Here is a 24,085-nt window from a genome sequence, read left to right on the forward strand (position 1 = left end):
GGTAAGGTAGCTGTAGCTATCCTGCGCTCTATAAAGGATCTTCAGGGCCTCGTTTCCCGATGACGAGAACACGGGCCGATTACTGCTCGCAAGGAGAAATAGATGTCCAGAGCTAAGACTTCCCATTACCGCAAGAGCGTTGCAGCCGTTGCAGTTTGCGCTGCCCTTGCAGGCGCGTTTGTCGCGACTGGCCCGCTTGGCGCACTCAACGATGCCCGCGCGGAAGCCGTTCAGGTGACGCCGCCGCAGCAGACTGTCGGCTTCGCTGATCTGGTTTCAAAGGTACGTCCTGCCGTCGTCAGCGTCACCGTGAAGAAGAACGTTCAGGAAGCCGATAGCCGTGGCGGTCAGAATTTTGGTGCGCGCGGTTTTGACCAGCTGCCCGACGATCATCCGCTGAAGCGCTTCTTCCGTGATTTCGGCATGGAACCGCCGAGTGGCGATGCGCGTCCCGATGGTCGCCGTGGCCCCGGCAAGCGTCCGGGCCGTCCGGGTCATGAGCGCCCCTATGCACAGGGCTCCGGCTTCTTCATCTCTGAAGACGGTTATGTTGTCACCAACAATCACGTCGTTTCCGACGGTGACGCCTATACGGTCGTCATGGATGACGGCACCGAACTCGACGCCAAGCTGATCGGCACCGATCCGCGCACCGACCTTGCCGTGCTGAAGGTTGACGATGCCAAGCGCAAGTTCACTTATGTCGCTTTCGGCGATGACAATCAGGTGCGCGTCGGCGATTGGGTTGTTGCAGTCGGCAATCCGTTCGGTCTCGGCGGCACGGTGACCTCGGGTATCGTTTCGGCCCGTGGCCGTGACATCGGAGCTGGTCCTTACGACGACTTCATCCAGATCGACGCGGCTGTGAACAAGGGCAACTCGGGTGGCCCGGCTTTCAACCTGTCCGGTCAGGTCGTCGGCATCAACACCGCCATTTTCTCGCCTTCGGGCGGCAGCGTCGGTATCGCCTTCGCAATCCCGTCGGGCACTGCAAAGCAGGTTGTCGATCAGCTCATCAAGAAGGGCTCGGTTGAGCGCGGCTGGATTGGCGTGCAGATCCAGCCGGTGACGAAGGATATCGCTGCTTCGCTTGGTCTGGCCGAGGAAAAGGGCGCAATCGTCGCTGCACCGCAGAAGGATGGTCCCGCAGCCAAGGCTGGCATTCAGGCCGGTGACGTGATCACCGCCGTAAATGGGGAAACGGTACAGGATCCGCGTGATCTGGCCCGCAAGGTTGCCGGTATCAATCCGGGCGAAAAGGCAGCCCTCAGCGTCTGGCGCAAGAACAAGGCTGAAGAAATCAGCATCACCATCGAGGCGATGCCGAAGGATCTGAAGCAGGCTGGCGGTACGACGGATGAAGACAAGGGCGGCCAGCAGAGCGAAACGCTCGACAGCTACGGCCTGACCGTGACGCCTTCGGAAGATGGTGACGGCGTGGTGGTTACCGATGTCGATCCCGATAGCGATGCCGCCGACCGTGGCGTTCGCTCCGGCGATGTCATCGTCAGCGTCAACAACCAGACGGTGAAGAGCGCCAAAGACATCAACAACGCCATCAGCGAAGCCTCCAAGTCGGGTCGCAAGGCTGTGCTGCTGCAATTGCAGAGCAACGATCAGAGCCGCTTCGTGGCCTTGCCGATCGATCAGGGTTGATGACCGGTATCCGTAGCGACTTCTGAACAATCGATGCCAGGCGGGTAACTGCCTGGCATCGTCTTAGAGCGCGTTTCGATCTGATTGCATCAGATCTGCGCTCTCAGTTTTTGTTTACGCACCTCTTATCCGAAAACTGTCTTACACTTTTCGGGATGTGCTTTATCTCCGAATGTAATTTATAAGTGGCGCCATGAAAATTCTCGTTATTGAAGATGACCGCGAAGCTGCTCGTTATCTGGAGAAAGCTTTCAGCGAAGCCGGACATTCGGCAGATATTGCCGGTGACGGCGAGACCGGTTATGCGCTGGCGGAAAACGGCACTTATGACGTGCTGGTCGTGGACCGTATGCTGCCGAAGCGCGATGGACTGTCTGTCGTGGCGGGCCTGCGGGCCAAGGGCATGGAAACGCCGGTGCTAATTCTATCTGCGCTCGGCGAAGTCGATGACCGCGTGACGGGCCTGCGTGCTGGCGGCGATGACTATCTGACCAAGCCCTATGCATTTTCCGAGCTTCTGGCGCGCGTAGAAGTATTGCAGCGCCGTTCCAGCCCACGCGAGGCGGACACAATCTATCGCGTCGGCGATCTCGAGCTTGACCGGCTTGCGCATACGGCGCGCCGTCAGGATGTCGATATCACGCTGCAACCGCGTGAATTTCGCCTTCTCGAATATCTCATGCGTCATGCCGGGCAGGTGGTGACCCGCACCATGCTGCTGGAAAATGTATGGGATTATCACTTCGACCCTCAGACCAATGTGATCGACGTGCATATTTCGCGTCTGCGCTCCAAGATCGAAAAGGGCTTTGACGGCCCGCTGCTGCATACGGTGCGTGGCGCCGGTTACATGCTGAAGGCCGGGCGTGCCAAACAGACCGCCGCCAAGGTGGACTGATGGGTCGGTTTTCCGCGCTTATGCGCACCACGGCGGTGCGCCTGTCGGCTCTTTATCTGCTTCTCTTCGTGGTCGGGGCCGTCGCATTGGTCTTTTACATGACCAATCTGTCGGCTTCGATCCTCACCGCCCAGACCCAACAGGCACTGGGCGAAGAGGTGGCCAGCATCGGCAAGAGCTATGCGCGCGGCGGTATTCCGCAGCTTGTGCGCAGCATCGATTATCGCTCGCGCCAGCCGGGCGCTTATCTTTATCTGGTCGCCGACCCAACGGGGCGCATTCTGGCAGGCAATGTCGAAAGCGTGGAACCAGGCGTGCTGGACACGGACGGCATTGTTGAGCGCGCCTTTGTCTACAAGCGCTATGGCGAACAGGGGGCAGAAAGCGATCATCGCGCCGTTGCCGTGGTAATTGCGCTGCCAAATGGCATGCGCCTGATGGTCGGGCGCGATCTTGGCGAGCCGGAGCGCTTCCGCGACATCATTCGCAGTTCACTCATGCTGGCGCTTGGCATTATGGGCGCGGGCGCGCTTTTGATCTGGCTCGTGGTCGGACGCCGCGCCTTGAAGCGCATCGATGACGTATCCAAAGCCTCGCAGCGTATCATGGATGGCGACCTGACCGGGCGTCTGCCGGTCAACGGCTCGGGCGATGAATTCGACCGGTTGTCGGGCAATCTCAATGTCATGCTCGGGCGCATATTGGAGTTGAATGAAGGGCTGAAGCAGGTTTCCGATAATATTGCTCACGATCTCAAGACGCCGCTGACCCGGCTGCGCAATCGCGCCGAGGAAGCACTGGCGGGCAAAAAGGCGGGGCCGGAATATCGGGAAGCTCTGGAAGATATCATTGGCGAATCGGATCAGTTGATCCGCACCTTCAACGCGATCCTGATGATTTCGCGTCTTGAGGCTGGTTATTCGACGGAAAACCTCGAAGACCTGCCGGTCGCGCCCATCGTGCGTGATGTGGCGGAGATGTATGAGCCGGTGGCGGAAGACGCGAATGGGAAGCTGACGCTTGGCGCTCTGGACGAGGTGGTGCTGCATATCAACCGCGAACTGGTGGGCCAGACAGTTTCGAACCTCGTGGACAATGCGATCAAATATGCCAGTTGCGAGGAACGCGAGGCAAATGTCTCGCTCGCCATGGAGCGCGATGCTAACTGGGTGCGGATCATCGTGGCCGATAATGGACCGGGCATCCCCGAGGAAAAACGCGAACAGGCGACAGAACGTTTCGTGCGTCTGGAGGAAAGCCGTACGCAACCGGGTTCCGGCCTCGGTTTGAGTCTTGCCAAGGCGGTCATGAAGTTGCACGGTGGCGCGCTTCGTCTTGAAAGCAACGAACCGGGACTGCGTGCTGTTCTGGAATTTCCGTTGCCGCAGGGCGAGGTGAAATAAGCATAATTCGATGAGGGGATCATGGCGGCTGACGATACAAAGGCACTGTTTTTCGAGAGAGACCTTTGTGCGCTGGTGCCGCTTGATCCTGATCGGGCGCGATCTTTCCTCGCCGATCTGATTGAACGGTCCCGCGAGGACGAACTGCCGAAAGTCGCCGCTCTGCTGGAAACGCAGAAAGCTTCGGCCTTCCTGTCAGCGGTACTCGATCTGTCGCCCTTCATTCGCGAAGCGCTGAACCGGCATCCATCTATTTTGAGCCGGATCGTTTCTGCTTCGCCAGAAACTGCATTGCACGACATTCTTGCGACGGTTTCCGTGTGCTGCATGGAGGAGGGCGCGAGCGAAGCTTCGCTTATGGCCGATCTGCGCCGCTTCAAACGCGAAGCGCATGTGCTGATCGCGCTTTGCGATCTGGCGCATATTTTCGACACCGAAGCCACCACCGGCTGGCTGACCGATCTGGCCGAGGCCTGCACCGGTGCTGCCGTGCGCTTTTTGCTGCGCGATGCGGATGCTGCGGGCAAGATCAAGCTGCCCGACAGGAACAAGCCCGACAAGGATTGCGGCTGGATCGTGCTGGGCATGGGCAAGTTCGGCGCCCGCGAGCTGAACTATTCCTCCGACATTGATCTGATTGTCTTCATCGACGAAACCAAACCGGCCATCGGCGATCCTTATGAATGCGTGGACACGTTTTCGCGTCTGACACGGCGTCTTGTCCGCATCCTTCAGGATCGCACGGCGGATGGCTATGTCTTCCGAGTTGATCTTCGCTTGCGTCCAGATCCGGGTTCGACGCCGCTTGCCATTCCCGTTGGCGCGGCGCTGCATTATTACGAAGGGCGCGGGCAGAACTGGGAGCGCGCCGCCATGATCAAGGCGCGGCCCGTCGCCGGTGATCGCGCGTCCGGTCGTCAGGTGTTGGCTGAACTCTCCCCTTATGTCTGGCGCAAATATCTCGATTATGCGGCGATTGCCGATGTTCATTCGATCAAGCGGCAAATCCACGCCCATAAGGGCCATGGCGACATTGCCGTTCGCGGGCACAATGTGAAACTTGGTCGCGGCGGTATCCGCGAGATCGAGTTTTTCGTCCAGACCCAGCAATTGATCGCTGGCGGACGCTTTCCGGAACTGCGCGGCAATCAGACTGTGCCGATGCTCGGCCAACTGGCGGAGCGCGGCTGGATCACGGAAAAAGCGCGCGATGCGCTGGCCAAGGAATATTATTTCCTGCGCGATGTGGAACACCGCATCCAGATGATTGCCGACGAGCAGACCCATATTCTTCCTGAAGACGACGAAGGCTTTGCCCGTGTCGCCCATATGATGGGCTATGCTGATCCGTCAGAGTTTTCCGATGTTTTCCTCGAAGCGCTCAAGATCGTTGAAAAGCACTATGCGGCCCTGTTCGAACAGGCGCCGGAACTGGGCACCTCGACCGGCAATCTCGTCTTCACCGGCGATGTGGACGATCCGGGTACGCTGGAGACGCTCGCCGCCATGGGCTATGAGCGCCCGAGCGACATCTGCCGTGTCATCCGCACCTGGCATTTCGGACGCTATCGCGCCACGCAGTCAGCGGAAGCGCGCGAGCGCCTGACCGAACTGACGCCTGCGCTCCTCAAAGCCTTCGCCGAGACCAAGCGCGCCGACGAGTCGTTGTTGCGGTTCGACAGTTTCCTGCAAGGTCTGCCTGCGGGCATCCAGCTTTTCAGCCTGCTGCAATCCAATCCGCGCCTGCTCAATCTGCTTGTGATGATCATGAGCGCCGCGCCACGGCTGGCCGAAATCATCACCCGCAATCCGCATGTTTTCGACGGACTGCTCGACCCGGCTATCTTTTCAGAAATGCCGACCCGCTCCTATCTTGAAGAACGGCTGCGCGTCTTTCTCGGGGCCGCGACCGACTATGAGGAAGTGCTGGACCGGCTGCGCATCTTCGCGGCTGAACACCGTTTCCTGATCGGCATTCGCCTGCTGACAAGCGCGATTGACGGCGTGCGCGCCGGCCGCGCTTTTTCTGATCTGGCCGAGCTGATGATCGGCAAAGCATTCGAGGCCGTGGAGGCCGAATTGCAGCGTCGCCACGGCAAGGTCAAAGGCGCGAAATCCGCGCTGCTCGCCATGGGCAAGCTTGGCAGTCGTGAACTGACGGCAGGTTCCGATGTTGATTTGATCTTGCTCTACGATCATGACACGGATGCTGATGAATCGGACGGTGAAAAGCCGCTCGCCCCGTCGCAATATTATATCCGCCTGACGCAACGCCTGATCGCCGCGCTGTCTGCGCCGACAGCGGAGGGCGTGCTCTATGAAGTCGACATGCGGTTGCGCCCTTCGGGCAACAAGGGACCTGTTGCAACGCATATTGAATCCTTCGGCAAGTATCAACGCACTGAAGCCTGGACCTGGGAGCATATGGCGCTCACGCGCGCGCGCCCGATCCACGGCGACGAGGATTTTATTGCGCATATCACGGCGGAAATCGACGAGGTGCTATCAACGCCGCGTGACGTGAAGAAGATTGCCAAGGATGTGCGCGAAATGCGCGACCTGATCTATCAGGAAAAACCACCGCGCGACGATTGGGATTTCAAGCTGAAACCGGGCGGCATTGTCGATCTGGAATTCATCGCCCAGTTTGCGGCGCTGGTCGGCAAGGTGACGAAGAAGCCGCGTCCGCTTGGAACGGAGGAGGTGCTGGCATCGCTCGACCCGGCCTATGCGGAACCAGCCCTTGCCGACAGTCTGGTTGAAGCACACCGGCTTTACACCAATCTCAGCCAGACCATTCGCCTGTGTCTCGGCGGCGATGCCCCGCGCGACGAGTTCATTCCGGGCATGATCGATCTTCTGTGCCGCGCCGCCGATATGCCCGACATCAAGCGTGTCGAACATCATCTGACCGAACTGGCGAAGGAAGTGCGTGCGAGCTTTGAGAAGCTCGTTAGCGTCTAAATTTACGCCGCGTGGATCGCGGTGCTGTGCCCGCTGATCTGAACCGCCTTGCGGTCGGGTATGCTGACCGCAACCACCGTGCCGACGCCTTCGGTCGAGCGGATGCGCAGCCAGCCGCCATGCAGTTCGGCCAATGAACGGGTGATGGCGAGCCCGAGGCCGGAGCCGCTATGGCTCTTGGTGAACTGGTTTTCAACCTGTTCAAACGGCTGGCCGATCTTCTTCAATGCCGATTTTGGAATGCCGACGCCCGTGTCCTGAATGGTCATGAACAGGGCCGATCCGGCCTTGCGGGCGCGCACTGTGATGTGCCCGTTATGGGACGTGAACTTGACCGCGTTGGACAGAAGATTGATCAACACCTGCTTGACCGCGCGGCGGTCGGCATAGAGCTGCATCGCATCTTCGATGCGCGTTTCGACCGTGATGTTCTTCTCGTCGGCCTGCAGCGAAATCATGCGTACCGTCTCATTTATGAGCGGGCAAAGGTCGATCTGCTCACGGTCGAGCGAGAAATGACCGGCTTCGATCTTCGACATGTCGAGAATGTCGTTGATGACATTCAGCAGGAAGTTACCGCTGGTGTGAATATCGTTGATATATTCCTCGTAGCGGTCGGAGCCGAGGGGCCCGAAGGTGCCCGCCTGGATCATCTCCGAAAAGCCGATGATCGCATTGAGCGGCGTGCGCAGCTCATGGGACATATTGGCGAGGAATTCCGACTTGGCGCGGTTGGCGGCTTCGGCGCGTTCCTTTTCCTGACCGTATTTGCGGGCAAGTTCGGACAATTCGCGCACACGGTCGCGCTCGCCTTTGCGGGCAATGGACAGATCGTGGATCGTTGCCATGAGGCGACGTTCGCTGTCCACCAAACGTTCCTGATGCAGCTTGAGCTGGGTAATGTCGGTGCCGATGGAAACGAGGCCGCCATCCTGCGTGCGGCGTTCGTTGACCTGTAGCCAGCGGCCATCGCTGAGCTGGCGTTCAAAGGTCTGACCGCCTGCGCGATTGTGTTCGTTGGCCATGCGGCGTTCGAAGGTGAACGGGCGCGTATGGGCGTCGACTTCATTGCGCGGCACGCCCGGCTTCAGCGTCCAGACTGGCAGACCCGCATATTCGCTGAACTTGGAATTCGCCATCACCAGACGGTTGTTGGAATCCCAGAGAATGAAGGCTTCCGAAATATTCTCGATGGCTTCGCGGATGCGCATGTCCGCTTCCGCTGTCGCTTCCGCAAAGCGGTGCTGTTCGCTGACGTCGAAGGCGATGCCGACCAGATGCAGGTCGCCCTCGGCGGCAATATCGGCACGCACACGCATCCACACCCACGACCCGTCCGCATGGCGCATGCGGAACACGCGGTCGACATGTGAGAAGTCTCCAGCGGCGGCTTGCTCAGCAAGAGAATAAAGGTCGCCGTCTTCAGGATTGATGATCGCAGCGACATCGCCAAAGGGCAGAACCGCGTCCTGCGCTTCATAGCCCAGCATTTCATACATGGAATGCGACCAGTAGATGCGCCCGCGCGCCATGTCCCAATCCCAGAGGCCGCAGCGTCCGCGCGCCATGGCCAGATCAATCCGGCGCTGGATCTGGTTGGACAGATCGTCGGCTTCGCGAGCGCGCGCTGCCTGACTGAAATAGGCGTAGAGAATGGCGAACATGACGCCGGTGGTGCCTGCAAAGAGCGTGACGTTGAGCGACACGGCGCGACGCCATTCGGCAAAGATCGTGTTTTCTGCTTCCGTCGCTATGACGGAATAGGGCGCCGTCAGTGGCTTGGACAAGGCGCCATAGGCGGCTTCGCCCTGCAACATCACTTTCAATACGCCTGCGCGCTCGGCAAAGAGGAACAGCGGTTGCGCTTCCGTCAGGATCGTATCGATCGGCTTCCCGGTCAAATCGGAGAGCGGGCCGGAGGCTGCGACCACCAACGACTGACCGTCCAGGACGGCAACCGTCATGCCGGGCGAGGAGAGGCCGCGCGAGCGAAATTCGGCAATCGTGTCCTGAAGGTCTTTGGCGGAAATCTGCGCGCCTGCCGTGGTGCCGTTCGCCACGCGCTCGATCATTTGCGCGAGATTGGCGGTCGCCGCCGACAGCGAAGCCTTGTGCTGCTGTTCGATTTCGTCATGCCAGGCCAGCATGGAGAACACGCGGGCGACACCCAAAATGACGAGGAAGATGATGATCAGCGCGGGAACGAGGCGGCGCAGAATGGGTTCCATCGAGATAAACTTGCCATAGGCCGGACCCGCGAGAAGACGGACATGGCCAGAGACCTTGCCTTTCCTTCTCTTCCGACCGGATTCGCAATGCGTCCCCGCCGGCGCGCCATACGCGTCGGTGCTCGCCATCTGATGGTCCCTCGTGAAATGCCTGCGAGTGAAGTGATTCGGAATACGCCACCTCCGAATGCATTCAATGAATCAAAAGTGATTCGCGCTGTCCAGCGATTTCGTTAACGAGACGTAAAAAAGCCCGTTTGCTGCTGCTGATTTTCTTATGAATCTCAAGCTCTTAACTGGAATCAGTTCGTCAGCTGACGCGCTTAAATCCATGAAAAGACTCATGAAAAACATGCTCGCTCCGAAAGCTTGTCAGACAAGCGCTGGCGGGCATAGCTGTTCACCCTGCCAGCCGCGACGAGGCGGCGGGCAGGGGCGAATCATGCTGTTTCGATTGTCGCCAGCGAATCAGGCGAGAGTGCGGTCCACGATGTCGCGCAGGTCGGTGGAAAGCTTCGCCGTACCCGATATGCGGGCAAGAGCGGCACGGGCGTGTTCGCGCCGCGTTTCTTCGAGCGACCGCCACGAACGCATCGAGGTCAAAAGCCGCGCCGAGAGCTGCGGGTTTTCGGGATCGATGGCGAGGATCGTGTCGGCGAAGAACGCATAGGCCGCGCCGTCCTTGCGGTTGAAACCGGTCGGATTCGACGCCGAGAACGAGCCGATCAGCGAGCGCACCCGATTGGGATTGTCGAGCGAGAACAGGCGATGGACGGCAAGCTTGCGCACCGTTTTCAGCGCATGGTCGCCGGGTCGGGTTGCCTGAACATTGAACCATTTGTCCATGACAAGGCCGTCGCCGCCGAAACGCTGTTCAAAGCCGGACAGGGCTTCCTGTGCTTCATCCGTATCGCCGAAGCGATGGACGAGAATCGTCAGCGCTGCGAAGCGGTCGGTCATGTTGTCGGCATCTGCATATTGCAGGGCGGCACGACGCTGGTTCTGCTCATGGCGGCTCAGATAATCGAGCAGCGCATTGCGCAAGGAACGCTTGCCTGCGGCTTCCGCATCCGGCGTGAACGCGCCGGTCTGCTTGAGACCGTCGTAAAGTTTCGCGAAATCGGTCGCATAGGCCGATGCAATCGCGGCGATCAAGTGGTCACGGCTGGCAAGGATAGCGTCGGGATCGACATTGTCACCCATTTCACGCGCCACGTCGCTTTCGCTTGGAAGCGTCAGGCAGAGTGCGCGGAACGCCGGGTCGAGCGTTTCGTCGGACGCAACGCGACCGACCAGTTCAACTACCTTGGCATTCAGCTCCGGCTGATAACCGCCGCGAACGCGCTTTGCGCCGTCGAGCAGGGCGCGGGTGAGAATGCTGGTCATGGCCTGCCAGCGCGCAACCGGATCGCTGTCGTTCAGCGCCAGAAATGTCAGGTCTTCCTCGGAGAGCGGTGAAGTGAGATTGACCGGCGCGGAAAAGCCGCGCAGCAGCGAGGCAACCGGGCGCGCCTTGATGCCGTGGAAAAGAATGGTTTCAGACGCATGGTGCAGATGGATGACATGGTCATGCACGTCGCCACCTTCCACGGAAGTGGGCTCTATATCCTTGCCGTCTGGCCCAATAAGGCCGAACGCGATTGGGATATGCATCGGCTTTTTCACCGGCTGGCCGGGTGTCGCCGCCAGCGCTTGTTTCAAACGGATGGTGAAGGTTTCAGCCGCCGCATCATAATCGAAATCCGCTTCCACGCGCGGGGTGCCTGCCTGATCGTACCAGAGCGCGAATTGCGCAAAGTCTTGTCCGGAAACGTCGGCGAAAACCTTGATGAAATCTTCGATGGTGGCGGCATCGCCGTCATGGCGCTCGAAATAGAGGTCCATGCCCTTGCGGAACAGGTCCGGGCCGATGATCGTGCGGATCATGCGCACGACTTCCGAGCCTTTTTCATAGACCGTCGCCGTATAGAAATTATTGATTTCGCGGTATTCGCGCGGGCGCACCGGATGGGCGAGGGGGCCGCCATCTTCCGGGAACTGCTGCGCCTTCAGGATCTTCACCTCGGCGATGCGCTTTACCGGGCGGGAGCGCTGGTCGGCAGAGAATTCGTGATCGCGATAGACGGTCAGCCCTTCCTTGAGGCAGAGCTGGAACCAGTCGCGGCAGGTGATGCGATTGCCGGTCCAGTTGTGAAAATACTCATGCGCGATGACGGCCTCAATACCGGCATAATCCAGATCGGTTGCGGTTTCCGGGTCGGCCAGCACATATTTGTCGTTGAAGACATTGAGGCCCTTGTTTTCCATCGCGCCCATATTGAAATCCGACACGGCGACAATGTTGAAAACATCGAGATCATATTCGCGCCCGAACTTTTCCTCGTCCCATTGCATGGAGCGCTTCAGCGCATCCATGGCGTAAAGCGCGCGCTTCTCCTTGCCATGCTCGACATAGATGGCGAGATCAACCGGACGTCCCGAAGCGGTGGTGAAATGATCCTTCACGACGCCGAGCGAGCCGGCAACGAGAGCGAAGAGATAGGACGGCTTCGGATGCGGATCGTGCCACACTGCAAAGTGCCGGTCGGCATTGCCTGCCGTCGCGCTGTTTTCAACGGGGTTGCCATTGGCGAGCAGGATCGGTGCGGCTTCGCGGTCGGCTTCGACACGCACGGTATAGACGGAAAGCACGTCGGGCCGGTCATAATAATAGGTGATGCGGCGAAAGCCTTCCGCTTCGCATTGCGTGCAATACACGCTGCTGGAGCGATAAAGCCCTGACAGCTGGCGGTTGGTCGACGGGTTGACGGCGGTGACGATTTCCAGCGTGAAACGCTCGCCTTCCGGCAAATCGCTGATGGTCAGGAGATCTGGCGTCGCGGCATAGCTGTTATCAGCAAGCGGCGTGCCGTTGATGGCGATGCTGACGAGCTTCAGTTCGTCGCCGTCGAGGACCAGCGGTGTGCCGGGCGCGGTGCCCGGGCGGCGCTCGATGGTCAACTCGGCGCGGACAATGGTGTTTTCCGGCTCCAGCGTGAAGTCGAGTTTTGTTTCCGGTATCGCGTAAGGCGTCGGGCGGTAATCTTCGAGACGAAATGTCTGGCCGGTTTCTGTACGCATTGCGGAACTCTTTCTGTGGACTTCAGAGCATTTCCAGCAAAAGTGCGAAGCGGTTTTGCGTTCGGAAATGCGTAAACACAAATGGATAGAGCGGTTCCGACGATTCCGTCTAAACAGGAACCGCTCTCATGCTGGATTCGTACCCGGCTTTTGCGCAAACGACAAGAAAAGCGCTTGCGTCAATTAAATTTCGCGATCACGCCAAGTCCGGGTGGCGGTTCTCTGCAAACAAGCTTAAGAAATCAATGTGGTCATAATATTCAGGCCACGCTTTTTACGCGGTACGTTTGGGGAATTGCATCGTGAACGCTCGTGCGAGTGCACCTGTTGAGGCGGCAGGGCTGGACTCGAATCCGATGCTCGGCATCGGCCTCAAGATTGCTTCCGTTGCCGTTTTCGTCGGCATGTCCACCATGCTCAAGGCCGCTGACGGCGTGCCGCTTGGGCAGCTGATTTTCTTCCGATCCTTTTTTGCGGTGATTGCCGTTCTGCTCTATCTGCAATGGCGTGGGCAGCTTTCCGGCGCGTTTCGGACGCAGCACGGTTTCAGTCATTTCTGGCGTGGTCTGGTCGGCGTCTGTTCCATGACGATGAGCTTCTTTGCGTTGATGAAACTGCCGCTTCCCGAAGCAATCGCCATTAATTACGCCTCGCCGCTGATCACGGTGATTCTCGGCGCGGTCATCCTGCATGAAGTCGTGCGGTTCTATCGCTGGAGCGCGGTTCTGGTTGGCCTGTTCGGCGTGCTGGTGATTATCTGGCCGCGAATGACGCTGTTTTCGCAAGGCAATGTCGGGCAGGCCGAGGCGATTGGGGCGCTATCCGCATTGGGTGCAGCTTTCACCTCCGCCATCGCCATGCTGCTGGTGCGGCGTCTGGTGCAGACAGAACGCACGGCAACAATCGTGATCTATTTTTCGCTATCGGCAAGCGTCATTGCGCTGTTTAGCCTGCCTTTCGGCTGGGTCGTGCCGAGCTGGACACAGCTGGCTCTGCTTGTCGGTGCGGGATTTGCGGGCGGCATTGCGCAGATTTTGCTCACCGAATGCTACCGTCATGCGCCGATGTCTACCATCGCGCCCTTTGAATATACGTCGATGTTGCTTGGCCTGTTGATCGGCTTCCTGCTGTTCGGTGATGTGCCGACCATGGAAATGCTGGTCGGCAGCGTCATTGTGATGGCAGCGGGCGGGTTCATCATCTATCGCGAACACAAGCTCGCGCTCGAACCGCATAAGGTCAACGCGCCGCAAGGCCAGTAAAGATCAGCTTGTCGTTTCCTGCGGCCCTTCGGAACGCGGATCAAGCTGCATGGTTTCCGGCGTGGACTGGCCGTCCGGTGTGTGGAACTTGTATTCGGTTTTCTGCTCGCTGATCGCGGGGCGCTGAAGCCTGCGAATACGCCAGAAGGCGTGCAGGCCATAAACGCCAAAGGCGATGGCCATGGTTACGAAGAAGCCGGAAGGGCCGATGGCATCCATCAGCGGGCCGGAAAGTGCGGGTCCGATCACACTGCCCACACCATAGATGATCAGCAGTCCACCGGAGATTTTGACGAATTCGCTGGCGTCGGCATAGTCATTCGCGTGCGCGACATTAAGGCTGTAGATCGGATAGATCACCGAGCCGAACAGGAACATCATCGCATAGATTGCATAAGGCGCGGTCGGGTGGAACAGCACCATGACCAGCGACAATGCGAAGCCGATAAGCCCGGCCAGAACCATGACATAGCGCCGGTCCACGAAGTCAGAAGCGCGACCGAGCGGATATTGGAAAATGGCACCGCCGATCATTGCGGAGGCCAGCATGGTCGCAATGCCGAAGGTCGAAAGACCGTTCATCTCGCCATAGATCGCGGCAAGAAAGTTCCACGTACCGGCGACGATACCGGCGATGAGCGAGCCGATGGCTGCGGCGGGTGAGCGGCGGTAAAGCCCCTTGATGTCGAGCGACACTTGCGTCAGCGGGTTCGGCGATTGGGCACTGGACAAGGCCGTTGGCAGCAGGGCGCTGGCATAGATGATCGCGCAGACGATGAACAGCGTCTGCGTCATCGCATCGCCGAAGGGCAGGATATACTGTCCGCACATAAGCCCGAGCATAGTGATGATCATATAGATCGAGAAAATGCGCCCGCGCGATTCATTGGTCACGCGCTCGTTCAGCCAGCTTTCGATAATCATGTAGCTGCCTGCGAGCGAGAAGCCTGCGACACCACGAAAGATCATCCAGGCCGCCGGGCTGACCACAAGCGCATGAAACAACAGCGCCATCGACAGCAAGGTCAACAAAGCGGAAAACACGCGCACATGGCCGACGCGGCGCACCAGATGCGGCACGACGATACAGCCGATGGTGAAGGCCAGCGAATAGCTTGTTCCCATCCAGCCAATGGTGGTTGTGGACCAGCCTTCCATTCCGCCGCGTAGCGGCAGAAGAATACCCGCGAGGCCACCGGCAAGCAGCATCAGGAACGTGCTTGCAAGCAGGGCGGCGATGGGCAGGAGCTGGCCAGCCATGAAATACTCCGAAACGAAGAGTCTGGATTTTAAAACTACTTGTCGCCGTCAGGCGCTTTGGCAAGCGGCGAAATAGAACAAGTTTGCGGCATGTTGGTGACAAGCATTGCTCTCGTGCGAGAGGCGATGACACCGAAAGGCCGAAATATCAATTGCGTAATTCGTCTAGTTTCAACTTCACGGACAGAAAATCACGCCAGGCAAAACGCTTCTGTGCCGGTGTGCGCAGAAGATAGGCCGGGTGCAATGTCGGCAGCACAGGAATTTCCATGCCGGATGGCGTGCGGTGGATTTTCCAGTTGCCGCGAAGCCGCAATATGCCTTCGGTTGCTCCGGTCAGCGCCTTGCCTGCCGGTCCGCCGAGTGCGACCAGTATTTTCGGCGCGGCAAGCTCTATCTGCCGTTCGATGAACGGGCGGCAAAGCTCGGTTTCCAGCGGCGTCGGCGTGCGATTGCCCGGCGGGCGCCAGGGGATCGTATTGGCGATATAAACGCTCTCGCGCTTCAGACCGATGGATTCGATCATCCGGTTGAGAAGCTGGCCCGATTTGCCGACGAAAGGCAGCCCTTCCATATCCTCATCCCGTCCCGGCGCTTCGCCGATGAACATGATGTCGGAGGAAGGATCGCCATCGGCAAAGCAAAGGTTCTTCGCGGTGAATTTCAAATTGCAGCCGTCAAAGGCCGCAAGCTTCTCGCGCAGTTCGTCCAATGTCGCGGCTTGTGCCGCGGCCTCCCGGGCCAGAGCGATCTGGGCCGTATCGGGCACGTCGGCTGCGGCCTGAACAGGCCTGCTTTCCGGCGAAGGCGTTGCGGCGGCCGAGGGTTGCTGCCAGTTTTGCGAACGGCTTTGCTGGTTGGGCTGCTGCTGTGGCGGGCGAGGGCGCTCTGTGGCCTGCATGTCCGGTCGTGGCGCGGCAGGCGCACGCTGCGGTTCGGCAAAGCGGTCAATCGGCGTTTCCGAGAGCGGCATGTCAACGCCCGCTTCCGCATAGAAGCGGAGCAAGCCTTCCATATCCAGTATCTCGCGGCCATCAGTCATTTTGTACCTCAATAGATGAGGTGGCGAATTTTGACCGCGAATGCAAGAGCGCGCCGCGCTTTTCACGATCAAACCGCCGACTAACCACCGGAAGCTTGCCGGGGAGGTGAAAACCACCCCGGTCGCGACAAAAAATCCAGCGCACTGATTTCAAACAATTGAAATTGACGTTTACGTTAAAGTAAATATGATTAAACGCAGTCAGACGCTGATTTTGGACAATTGGACGCATTTGCGACAGTGACTAACTCTGTAAGAGGTTAAGGCGAATGACGGGAACAGGTAAATCCAATCGGATGCCAATCATTACTGGCCAATGCGCTGGTTGATGGGTATTCGCAAGGGGATTATGCGTAAAAACAATTGGATGCATCATCTCGCTGTCGTAATGAGACGATGATGGCATACCGAACGGAGGGATGAATGTCCGAAGCCCCAGAACATGCGAACCCGGAGCTTCCCGAACGCGAGAGCATGGAATTTGACGTTGTGATCGTCGGCGCGGGCCCTGCGGGTCTTGCGGCGGCGATCCGTCTGAAGCAGGTCAATCCAGAGCTTTCTGTCGTGGTCCTTGAAAAGGGCGGGGAAGTCGGTGCGCATATCCTGTCTGGCGCGGTTGTCGATCCGGTGGGCATCGACCAGTTGCTGCCGGACTGGCGGGACGACGAGGGGCACCCTTTCAAGACGCCGGTGACGGACGATCATTTCCTGCTGCTCGGCCCTGCCGGTTCGGTGCGTTTGCCGAATTTCGCCATGCCGCCATTAATGAACAATCACGGCAATTACATCGTGTCGCTCGGCAATGTCTGCCGCTGGCTTGGCACGAAGGCGGAAGAACTTGGCGTCGAAATCTACCCGGGCTTTGCCGCAACCGAAGTGCTTTACAATGACGAAGGCGCGGTCATCGGTGTCGCCACCGGCGACATGGGCGTCGAGCGCGACGGCACGCATGGGCCGAACTATACGCGCGGCATGGCGCTGCTCGGCAAATATACGCTGATCGGTGAAGGCGCGCGCGGTTCGCTGGCCAAGCAGCTGATCTCGAAGTTCAAGCTGGATGAAGGCCGCGAACCGGGCAAATACGGTATCGGCCTCAAGGAATTGTGGCAGGTCGATCCGTCCAAGCATAAGCCGGGTCTGGTGCAGCATTCGTTCGGCTGGCCGCTCGACATGAAGACCGGCGGCGGTTCGTTCCTCTATCATCTCGAAGACAATATGGTTGCGGTCGGCTTTGTGCTGCACCTCAACTACAAGAACCCGTATCTGTCGCCGTTTGAAGAATTCCAGCGTTTCAAGACGCATCCGGCCATCCGCGACGTGTTCGAAGGCGGCAAGCGCCTGTCCTATGGCGCGCGCGCGATTACGGAAGGCGGCTTCCAGTCGGTGCCGAAACTGTCCTTCCCGGGCGGCGCGCTGATCGGTTGCTCGGCAGGTTTCGTAAACGTGCCGCGCATCAAGGGCAGCCACAATGCGGTTCTGTCCGGCATTCTCGCCGCCGACAAGCTGGCGGAAGCCATTGCAGCCGGTCGCGCCAATGACGAACCGGTCGAGATCGAAAACAGCTGGCGTTCGAGCCTGATCGGCAAGGACCTGAAAAAGGTCCGCAACGTCAAGCCACTGTGGTCGAAGTTTGGCACAGTGGTGGGCGTCGCTCTCGGCGGTCTCGATATGTGGACGAACCAGCTGTTCGGCTTCTCGTTCTTTGGCACGCTGAAGCATGGCAAGAACGATGCGCAGTCGCTCGAACCGGCAGCAAAGCACAAGAAGATCGACTATCCGAAGCCGGATGGTGTTTTGACCTTCGACCGTCTGTCGTCGGTGTTTCTGTCGAACACCAATCATGACGAGAATGAACCAATCCATCTGCAAGTCCGCGATATGCAGTTGCAGACGACGTCGGAACACGATGTTTTTGCAGGCCCATCGACGCGTTATTGCCCGGCAGGCGTTTATGAATGGGTGGACAAGGACGGCAACTCGGCTGCGGACCCAAGCGCCAAGGATGTTCGTTTCGTCATCAACGCGCAGAACTGCGTGCATTGCAAGACATGCGATATCAAGGACCCGAACCAGAACATCAACTGGGTCCCGCCACAAGGCGGCGAAGGACCGGTCTATGTGAACATGTAATGCGAAAAGGCGGCCGTTGGCCGCCTTTTTTATTGCAGATGAATGACAGCTATGTCGTTTCGGGCAGAAAGATCGTGGCTTCCATGAAAGTCACGGCATTTCCCCGCAGAATAACGCGATCCTCGTTCAATTCGCAGTCGAGCCACCCTCCGCGTGCCGACGCCTGATAGGCCATGAGCTTGTCGCGTCCCAACCGTGAGGCCCAATAGGGCACAAGCGTGGCATGGATCGACCCTGTAACCGGGTCTTCTGGAATGCCTGCGCCCGGAACAAAATAGCGGGACACGAAGTCCGGCTTTGCATCGTCCGTTTCTTGCCCGGTCACAACAAGACCGACCGGGCCGAGAAGGGCAATTGCGGCGAGGTCCGGCACAAAACTCCGCACGGCATCGGCGCTGCCGAGATCGACAAAGAAGTTTTCAAAATTCCGAAAAATGTGGACAGGCGGCTCGGCGAAGATATCGGCAATTTCGCGGGGCAAAGCGTCAATGGTTTCCGGCGACAGGCGGGGAATGTCTAGCCTGTAGCTATCCGTTTCCCTCGACACACGCAGTTCTCCCACTCTGCTGTGGAAGACCAGCAGGGTGTCCGCCTTGGCCGTGGTGAACAAGACATGGGCTGTCGCAAGGGTAGCGTGACCACAGAAATCAACCTCATGCGCCGGGGCAAACCAGCGCAAATCCCATGCTCCATCGGGGCGAGGCTTGACGAAGGCGGTTTCGGCGAGGTTGTTCTCCTGCGCAATTGCCAGCATCAGTGCATCCGGTAGCCAATCGTCAAGGACGAGAACGGCAGCGGGATTTCCGCCGAAAAGGCGATCGGTAAACGCATCGACCTGATACATCTGCATGAGGAGTTCCTTCTATTGCAGCATGACGGACTGCGTTTCCGGTTCGTCTTCGTCCGGGCGCACCGGGGCTGGGACCGAAAAGTCCAGCCGAACGGGCAGGTGATCCGACCCGGCATCTTCGCGGGCTGCAGCCCTGGGCGCAACAATATCCGGGCTTGTGAAAATCTGATCGATAGGCAGGCCGAGAAAAGGCGCTAGCGACACCGGCAGGAACGACGGGAACCAGCTTCCCCCGATGCCTGTCATATGTGCGGTCTTCGACGCGGCCTCAATCCGGCGAACGGTATTGCTCCACGGCACGGCATTCAGATCACCAGCGATGATCGTCGGCCCAGCCAACTCCCTTAAGCTCGGCTCTATGAAGCCAAGCTGATAGGGCTGCCAGCGCGGCCATGGCCATGAAAAATGCAGTGAAGCTACGTTGACATGCGTGCCGCCGAGATCGACGGGGGCGATAGCGAGCACGCCATCACCGATGCAAACAGGTTGTGCGCCTTCAACGAAAGGACGGCGGGACAGTATACCCACGCCCCAAGTGCGGGGATCCTTACGGCAATGCAGGCGATAGGGATAAGTCCCTTGGAGAATATCGAGCCACTTCGTCCACTGCTCGCTGGCTTCCTGATAGGTGATGATGTCCGGCTTTTCGCGAGCGATCATTTGCAAGATGCGCTTTGGCTCCGGATTGTCCTCCCGCAGATTGATCTGAACGAGGCTATAGCGCGGCCCTGTTGCTTCGGCTGAGGTTGCGCCTGCCGTATCGCTGAGAAAATCACGCGCCATGCCGAGCGTGGTGCTGAGCGCCATGATGGCGAACAGCAGCAACATCGCACCTTCGCGCCGCATCTTGGTGAACAGCAGCGGCAGAGCCAGCACGATCATCAGAACCGCGAGATGTGCCCGAAAATGCGAAAACGAATCGAGCGCCGGATGGACCGCACCGAGAAATCCCAGCACGAGCGGGATGGATACCGCTACAGCGGCAAGCAGCAACAGGAAGGGGATATTCTCACGGCTCTTCGACATGAGATGCCTTTAGGGATGGATTACGGCGTGATGATGGAAGGAGGGCAGTAGGGGAATAAGGGAATAAGGGAATAGGGGAGTACGGGAGTATGTTGGTGCTGAGGCCGCATTCCCGAAGACCTACTCCCCTATTCCCTTATTCCCCTACTCCCCTAACCTCACTGGAACGCCGTCTCGTAGAAGCTTCGAAGCTTGCGCGAATGCAGCCTTTCATCCGGCATGGCGGCGATCTTTTCCACCGCGCGGATGCCGATGCGCAGATGCTGCGCCACTTGCCGCTTGTAGAACTCGGTCGCCATGCCCGGCAGCTTCAACTCGCCGTGCAGTGGCTTGTCCGAAACGCAGAGCAGGGTGCCGTAGGGTACGCGGAAGCGGAAGCCGTTGGCGGCGATGGTGGCCGATTCCATGTCGAGCGCAACGGCGCGTGCCTGCGAAAGACGCTGCACCGGGCCGCGCTGGTCGCGCAGTTCCCAGTTGCGATTGTCGATGGTGGCAACGGTGCCGGTACGCATGATGCGCTTGAGATCATAGCCTTCGAGGCCGGTGATTTCTTCGACCGCTTCTTCCAGCGCGACCTGAATTTCCGCCAGCGCGGGCAGGGGAACCCAGACCGGCAGGTCGTCGTCGAGAACGTGATCCTCACGCATATAAGCGTGGGCCAGCACGTAATCGCCAAGCTGCTGGCTGTTGCGCAGGCCTGCGCAATGGCCGAGCATCAGCCATGCATGCGGACGCAGCACGGCAATATGGTCGGTGATTGTCTTGGCGTTGGAAGGTCCAACGCCGATATTCACCATGGTGATGCCGGAATGGTCGGAGCGCTGCAGGTGATAGGCTGGCATCTGCGGCAGGCGTCCCAATGGGGTGCCGCTGCTTGGCGCGGTTTCGCCCGCACGGGTAATGAGATTGCCCGGTTCCACGAATTGTTCGTAACCGCCGCCGCCCTGCGCCATCAAATCGCGGGCATAGGCGCAGAACTCATCCATGTAGAACTGGTAGTTGGTGAAGAGCACGAAGTTCTGGAAATGCGCCGGGCTGGTCGCCGTGTAATGCGCCAGCCGGTGCAGCGAATAATCAATGCGCTGTGCCGTGAAGGGCGCAAGCGGCATCGGTTCGCCCGGCGCGGGTTCAAAGTCTGCATTGACGATCTTGTCGTCGGTGGCCGCCAGATCCGGCACGTCGAACAGATCGCGCAGCGGATGCTGGAAGGCGCTCGCGACCGAGGCCTCCACATAGGTGCCTTCCATGAAGGCAAAATGGATCGGGATCGGTGTGGACGATTCGCGCACCGTGACCGTCACGCCGTGATTGCGCATCAGCAGGCGGATTTGCTCGGTCAGATAATGGTCGAACAGGTCGGGACGGGTAATGGTGGCGGAATAATCGCCCGGCGTCGAAACATGGCCAAAAGCCAGACGCGAATCCACATGCGCGAAGCTCGATGTGGAAAGGCAAATCTCGGGGTAGAAGGCGCGGTATCGCTGGGCACGTATTTCCCCGCGCGCCACTTTCTCGAAAGCATTGCGCAGAAAACCCGTATTGCGCTCGTAAAGCTTTTGCAGCGCGGCAACCGCCGCGCTCGCATCGGTAAACACCTCCGGCTCGACCGGCGACGGCGTTTTGATTTCGTTGAGAAATGATTGTTCGATTCGCTGTGTCATGGCTTAGTATAGCAGAGTCCATGACCATAAAATGAAGCAGATTATGCGGTGCGTTGCAGGCTGACATAGAGCACAAGGCCGACGCCACTCATCTTGGTGTGCTCGCCGATTTGCATATAGGCGAAGGTTGCCGCCGGGCCGGTGAAAATCGCTGTGAATAGGAATACGCGCAGCGCGATTGCGGCACTGGAACGAATGGTTTTGGTCATGGCTGTTTCCCCGTCTTGACCTGCATGGAAGCCAGCGGGCCGAACATCGTCTGGTCACGATAGCTATCGTGTTTCCTGTCTGCGAAGACGCCGGCGACAACCGCCAATCCGGCAATGAGCAGACAAACGATCGTCAGGCGCCTGAGCAACATGAAAGCCCCCAAAAGGTTCAAATCCGTCCTTGTTGTTGCCCAGTTTAGCGAGCGCGCCTGAACCGCAGCTGATACGGTCGTTCATGTGCGGTTCAAAAATATTGATGTTCCGTTAAATGCGCCGGATTGGTCTTGTGCCTGTCGAAATGGGTCTTATGTTTCCCATCATTGGAACGCGGGACGCTTCCCGCACAAATCTGCTGCACACACTCGAACGAGTTGGAGAAAGCCCATGGTTGAACAGACAAAGCCCATCGAGCTGTACTATTGGCCAACGCCGAACGGCGTCAAAATCAGCATCATGCTGGAGGAACTGGGCGTTCCTTACGAGGTCAAATATGTCAATATCGGCAAGGGCGACCAGTTCAAACCGGACTTCTTGAAGATTGCCCCAAACAACCGCATGCCAGCGATCATCGATCCCGAAGGGCCGGGCGGCGAACCGATCTCGGTTTTCGAATCCGGCGCTATTCTCCAATATCTTGGACGTAAGTTCGGTAAGTTTTACCCGACTGACGAACGCAAGCGCGTGGCCGTCGACGAATGGCTGATGTGGCAGATGGGCGGGCTGGGGCCGATGTCGGGTCAGGCGGGGCACTTCCGTCTCTATGCGCCGGAAAAGGTGCAGTATGGCATCGACCGCTATACCAATGAGGTCAACCGTCTTTATGGCGTGCTGAACCGTCAGCTCGAAGGCAAGGATTATATCACCGGCGAGTATTCCATCGCGGATATGGCCAGTATCGGCTGGGTGAATGCTTTCAAGAACTACGAGCAGAACCTCGATGATTTCCCGAATGTGAAGCGCTGGCATGAAACCATGAACGCGCGTCCGGCCGTCGCGCGCGGTCTGCTTGTCGGTAAGGAAGAGCGCGAAAAATCCAATCTCGCTAACGACAAGGAAGCGCAGAAGATTCTCTTCGGCCAGAAAGCGCGCTAAACGCGGAATAAAAGGAAAGGGCGGCTATTCAGGCCGCCCTTTTCGTTTGGTGACTGTTGCCGCCGCGATTATTGGCGCGTCAGGCTTTCGCTCTTGCAGATCAGGCCGCCGAGTACGCATCCCGACAGCGATAGTGTGTTGCCCTTCACCGATGCCTTGCCCGTATAGGTCTTGCCTTCGTCGAGCTTGTTGACTTCGCCCTTGTAGCTGCCACCCGTGCCGGACATGGTGCCGATGGACTTGCCCTTGTACTCGCCGGTCATGACCGTGCCGCAGAATTTGTTGCCGCCGCAGGACGCATAGCTGATGATGGTACCGTTCGGGCGCTTCCAGCTGCCCACAATGCCTTCCTCCGCCAGGGCGGGCGCGGCGAAACTGGCTGCAAGTGTCATTCCAAGAATAAGAGTGCGGATCATTCATTCCTCCCAATGTGCGCCAGTCCCGCTCCATCGGGATATGGCGCAAACCGCTTCGTTCATTTGCCGTGGTCGCCGTAACCGGGGCCTTTGCCTGATCGAAAAGCCTCGGATTGCGCCGGTTTTGCAAGACGACAGTGTTCTCCCCCAATCGCCACGACTTACGCAAACGTAAACGTAAACGAGATTTCGCAAGAGCGGAAGTGGAATTTTCACTCTCGCGGGAGCGTTGGTGAAGGGATTCTCTGCGCATGTGTAAACGTCGAAATGCACCAATCCGACGGACAGCGTTTGTCCTATGGTTATCATCCGGTTTCCATGCACCGAGTGGATTTGAATTGAATTTTTGGAAAAACCCAGCAATCCGCGAGGCTTGGATGTTTAACAAAATCCCAAGTTTACACCTTGTTGGGATTTTGTTGGTCAGACGTTAAGCATCTGGTTTAACGCGCATTTCAGCCCTGAGCTCTATTCTCGACATTATGAACGGAACGACAGAGACGGCGTTTTCAAAGCGGTAGCAACCGCCACGAAAGAAAGACCGGACGGTTCTCGGGATTTAACAGGGACAAAGAAAAATGGCACAGTTTCAGAGCTTTACGCAGCAGCAAAAGATCGCCTCGCAGGACCGCATTCTTCTGGAAATGGGCATGAAGTTTGCAATCGGTCGTGATTGCGAGATCGACGTGGTCGCAGCCCATAAGTGGCTCAACATCGCTGCCATTCGCGGCAACGAAAAGGCCGCCCGGATGCGCAATCAGGTGGCCGCCACAATGAGCAAGACTGAACTGGCCGCAGCCCTTCGCGATGCACGCGAATGGATGACCACGCACTGATACTGCGAAAGTCATGACCGGAAACAAAAGCC

Annotated in this window: 18 protein-coding genes; 8 read left to right on the forward strand and 10 right to left on the reverse strand. The window is 58.5% G+C overall.

Going from position 1 to position 24,085, the window contains the following annotated elements; genetic code table 11:
- Window positions 1–102: 102 nt before the first annotated feature.
- The 4 genes from D8666_RS00245 to D8666_RS00260 all read left to right on the forward strand — a co-directional run bounded on the left by D8666_RS00245 (window position 103) and on the right by D8666_RS00260 (window position 6,921).
- Complete coding sequence (locus D8666_RS00245) at window positions 103–1,656, forward strand: Do family serine endopeptidase (RefSeq protein WP_109368611.1); 1,554 nt, start codon at window positions 103–105, stop codon at window positions 1,654–1,656.
- A gap of 193 nt (window positions 1,657–1,849) precedes the next feature.
- On the forward strand, window positions 1,850–2,554 hold the full coding sequence (locus D8666_RS00250) for a response regulator transcription factor (RefSeq protein ID WP_109368612.1): 705 nt from the start codon (window positions 1,850–1,852) through the stop codon (window positions 2,552–2,554).
- Complete coding sequence (locus D8666_RS00255) at window positions 2,551–3,957, forward strand: sensor histidine kinase (RefSeq protein WP_171318999.1); 1,407 nt, start codon at window positions 2,551–2,553, stop codon at window positions 3,955–3,957. Before D8666_RS00250 ends, D8666_RS00255 begins: the two co-directional genes overlap by 4 nt.
- Window positions 3,958–3,978: 21 nt before the next feature.
- On the forward strand, window positions 3,979–6,921 hold the full coding sequence (locus D8666_RS00260; RefSeq protein ID WP_121535521.1) for a bifunctional [glutamine synthetase] adenylyltransferase/[glutamine synthetase]-adenylyl-L-tyrosine phosphorylase: 2,943 nt from the start codon (window positions 3,979–3,981) through the stop codon (window positions 6,919–6,921).
- 2 nt (window positions 6,922–6,923) lie between these two features.
- Here D8666_RS00260 and D8666_RS00265 read toward each other — a convergent pair whose 3' ends face one another.
- Both D8666_RS00265 and pepN read right to left on the reverse strand, forming a co-directional pair.
- Window positions 6,924–9,278 carry a PAS domain-containing sensor histidine kinase gene (locus D8666_RS00265; RefSeq protein ID WP_121535524.1) on the reverse strand — a complete coding sequence of 785 codons (2,355 nt, stop codon included), beginning with the start codon at window positions 9,276–9,278 and terminating at the stop codon, window positions 6,924–6,926.
- 339 nt (window positions 9,279–9,617) lie between these two features.
- Window positions 9,618–12,269, reverse strand: a complete 2,652-nt coding sequence (pepN, locus tag D8666_RS00270) for an aminopeptidase N (protein WP_121535527.1) — start codon at window positions 12,267–12,269, stop codon at window positions 9,618–9,620.
- Between the two features lie 356 nt (window positions 12,270–12,625).
- Here pepN and D8666_RS00275 point away from each other — a divergent pair, with 356 nt between their 5' ends.
- Entirely contained in the window at window positions 12,626–13,531 is a 906-nt protein-coding gene (locus tag D8666_RS00275; protein ID WP_121535531.1) for a DMT family transporter, read from the forward strand.
- A gap of 3 nt (window positions 13,532–13,534) precedes the next feature.
- Here D8666_RS00275 and D8666_RS00280 read toward each other — a convergent pair whose 3' ends face one another.
- Window positions 13,535–14,791 (reverse strand): MFS transporter, encoded by a 1,257-nt coding sequence (locus D8666_RS00280; protein ID WP_121535534.1) that lies wholly within the window; start codon window positions 14,789–14,791, stop codon window positions 13,535–13,537.
- 148 nt (window positions 14,792–14,939) lie between these two features.
- Complete coding sequence (locus tag D8666_RS00285; RefSeq protein WP_109368619.1) at window positions 14,940–15,833, reverse strand: uracil-DNA glycosylase; 894 nt, start codon at window positions 15,831–15,833, stop codon at window positions 14,940–14,942.
- Window positions 15,834–16,256: 423 nt separating this feature from the next.
- Here D8666_RS00285 and D8666_RS00290 point away from each other — a divergent pair, with 423 nt between their 5' ends.
- Window positions 16,257–17,963 carry an electron transfer flavoprotein-ubiquinone oxidoreductase gene (locus D8666_RS00290; protein WP_121535537.1) on the forward strand — a complete coding sequence of 569 codons (1,707 nt, stop codon included), beginning with the start codon at window positions 16,257–16,259 and terminating at the stop codon, window positions 17,961–17,963.
- Window positions 17,964–18,012: 49 nt separating this feature from the next.
- Here the strand turns inward: D8666_RS00290 and D8666_RS00295 are convergent, their stop codons facing one another.
- From D8666_RS00295 to D8666_RS24085, 5 genes are all read right to left on the reverse strand, one after another.
- A complete protein-coding gene (locus D8666_RS00295; RefSeq protein WP_121535540.1) occupies window positions 18,013–18,813 on the reverse strand; it encodes a PhzF family phenazine biosynthesis protein in 801 nt (266 codons plus the stop codon).
- 12 nt (window positions 18,814–18,825) lie between these two features.
- Window positions 18,826–19,839 (reverse strand): endonuclease/exonuclease/phosphatase family protein, encoded by a 1,014-nt coding sequence (locus D8666_RS00300; RefSeq protein WP_121535543.1) that lies wholly within the window; start codon window positions 19,837–19,839, stop codon window positions 18,826–18,828.
- A 158-nt stretch (window positions 19,840–19,997) separates the two neighbouring features.
- The gene (locus D8666_RS00305) at window positions 19,998–21,500 is read right to left on the reverse strand and encodes an AMP nucleosidase (RefSeq protein ID WP_121535546.1); all 1,503 of its coding nucleotides are present in this window, start codon (window positions 21,498–21,500) and stop codon (window positions 19,998–20,000) included.
- Window positions 21,501–21,541: 41 nt separating this feature from the next.
- Complete coding sequence (locus D8666_RS24080; protein ID WP_167836019.1) at window positions 21,542–21,709, reverse strand: hypothetical protein; 168 nt, start codon at window positions 21,707–21,709, stop codon at window positions 21,542–21,544.
- Complete coding sequence (locus D8666_RS24085; RefSeq protein ID WP_167836020.1) at window positions 21,706–21,861, reverse strand: hypothetical protein; 156 nt, start codon at window positions 21,859–21,861, stop codon at window positions 21,706–21,708. The genes D8666_RS24080 and D8666_RS24085 overlap by 4 nt, the downstream gene beginning before the upstream one ends.
- A gap of 232 nt (window positions 21,862–22,093) precedes the next feature.
- Here D8666_RS24085 and D8666_RS00310 point away from each other — a divergent pair, with 232 nt between their 5' ends.
- Window positions 22,094–22,801 (forward strand): glutathione S-transferase N-terminal domain-containing protein, encoded by a 708-nt coding sequence (locus tag D8666_RS00310; protein ID WP_109368624.1) that lies wholly within the window; start codon window positions 22,094–22,096, stop codon window positions 22,799–22,801.
- A gap of 68 nt (window positions 22,802–22,869) precedes the next feature.
- Here D8666_RS00310 and D8666_RS00315 read toward each other — a convergent pair whose 3' ends face one another.
- Entirely contained in the window at window positions 22,870–23,217 is a 348-nt protein-coding gene (locus D8666_RS00315) for a DUF2147 domain-containing protein (protein WP_109368625.1), read from the reverse strand.
- A 578-nt stretch (window positions 23,218–23,795) separates the two neighbouring features.
- Between D8666_RS00315 and D8666_RS00320 the strand changes: the two genes are divergently transcribed.
- The gene (locus D8666_RS00320) at window positions 23,796–24,053 is read left to right on the forward strand and encodes a hypothetical protein (RefSeq protein WP_109368626.1); all 258 of its coding nucleotides are present in this window, start codon (window positions 23,796–23,798) and stop codon (window positions 24,051–24,053) included.
- The last annotated feature ends 32 nt before the right edge of the window (window positions 24,054–24,085 follow it).

Source organism: Ochrobactrum soli, from assembly GCF_003664555.1.
In the GTDB taxonomy this organism is placed as follows: Bacteria; Pseudomonadota; Alphaproteobacteria; order Rhizobiales; family Rhizobiaceae; genus Brucella; species Brucella teleogrylli.

Excerpts from the sequence above, each read along its gene's own strand:
- D8666_RS00275 (WP_121535531.1), top strand. The coding sequence starts at position 12,626 with ATGCTCGGCATCGGCCTCAAGATTGCTTCCGTTGCCGTTTTCGTCGGC.
- D8666_RS00285 (WP_109368619.1), bottom strand. The coding sequence starts at position 15,833 with ATGACTGATGGCCGCGAGATACTGGATATGGAAGGCTTGCTCCGCTTC.
- D8666_RS00290 (WP_121535537.1), top strand. The coding sequence starts at position 16,257 with ATGTCCGAAGCCCCAGAACATGCGAACCCGGAGCTTCCCGAACGCGAG.
- D8666_RS00295 (WP_121535540.1), bottom strand. The coding sequence starts at position 18,813 with ATGCAGATGTATCAGGTCGATGCGTTTACCGATCGCCTTTTCGGCGGA.
- D8666_RS00245 (WP_109368611.1), top strand. The coding sequence starts at position 103 with ATGTCCAGAGCTAAGACTTCCCATTACCGCAAGAGCGTTGCAGCCGTT.
- D8666_RS00265 (WP_121535524.1), bottom strand. The coding sequence starts at position 9,278 with ATGGCGAGCACCGACGCGTATGGCGCGCCGGCGGGGACGCATTGCGAA.
- D8666_RS00280 (WP_121535534.1), bottom strand. The coding sequence starts at position 14,791 with ATGGCTGGCCAGCTCCTGCCCATCGCCGCCCTGCTTGCAAGCACGTTC.
- D8666_RS00260 (WP_121535521.1), top strand. The coding sequence starts at position 3,979 with ATGGCGGCTGACGATACAAAGGCACTGTTTTTCGAGAGAGACCTTTGT.
- D8666_RS00300 (WP_121535543.1), bottom strand. The coding sequence starts at position 19,839 with ATGTCGAAGAGCCGTGAGAATATCCCCTTCCTGTTGCTGCTTGCCGCT.
- D8666_RS24080 (WP_167836019.1), bottom strand. The coding sequence starts at position 21,709 with ATGACCAAAACCATTCGTTCCAGTGCCGCAATCGCGCTGCGCGTATTC.
- pepN (WP_121535527.1), bottom strand. The coding sequence starts at position 12,269 with ATGCGTACAGAAACCGGCCAGACATTTCGTCTCGAAGATTACCGCCCG.
- D8666_RS00305 (WP_121535546.1), bottom strand. The coding sequence starts at position 21,500 with ATGACACAGCGAATCGAACAATCATTTCTCAACGAAATCAAAACGCCG.
- D8666_RS24085 (WP_167836020.1), bottom strand. The coding sequence starts at position 21,861 with ATGTTGCTCAGGCGCCTGACGATCGTTTGTCTGCTCATTGCCGGATTG.
- D8666_RS00320 (WP_109368626.1), top strand. The coding sequence starts at position 23,796 with ATGGCACAGTTTCAGAGCTTTACGCAGCAGCAAAAGATCGCCTCGCAG.
- D8666_RS00250 (WP_109368612.1), top strand. The coding sequence starts at position 1,850 with ATGAAAATTCTCGTTATTGAAGATGACCGCGAAGCTGCTCGTTATCTG.
- D8666_RS00315 (WP_109368625.1), bottom strand. The coding sequence starts at position 23,217 with ATGATCCGCACTCTTATTCTTGGAATGACACTTGCAGCCAGTTTCGCC.
- D8666_RS00310 (WP_109368624.1), top strand. The coding sequence starts at position 22,094 with ATGGTTGAACAGACAAAGCCCATCGAGCTGTACTATTGGCCAACGCCG.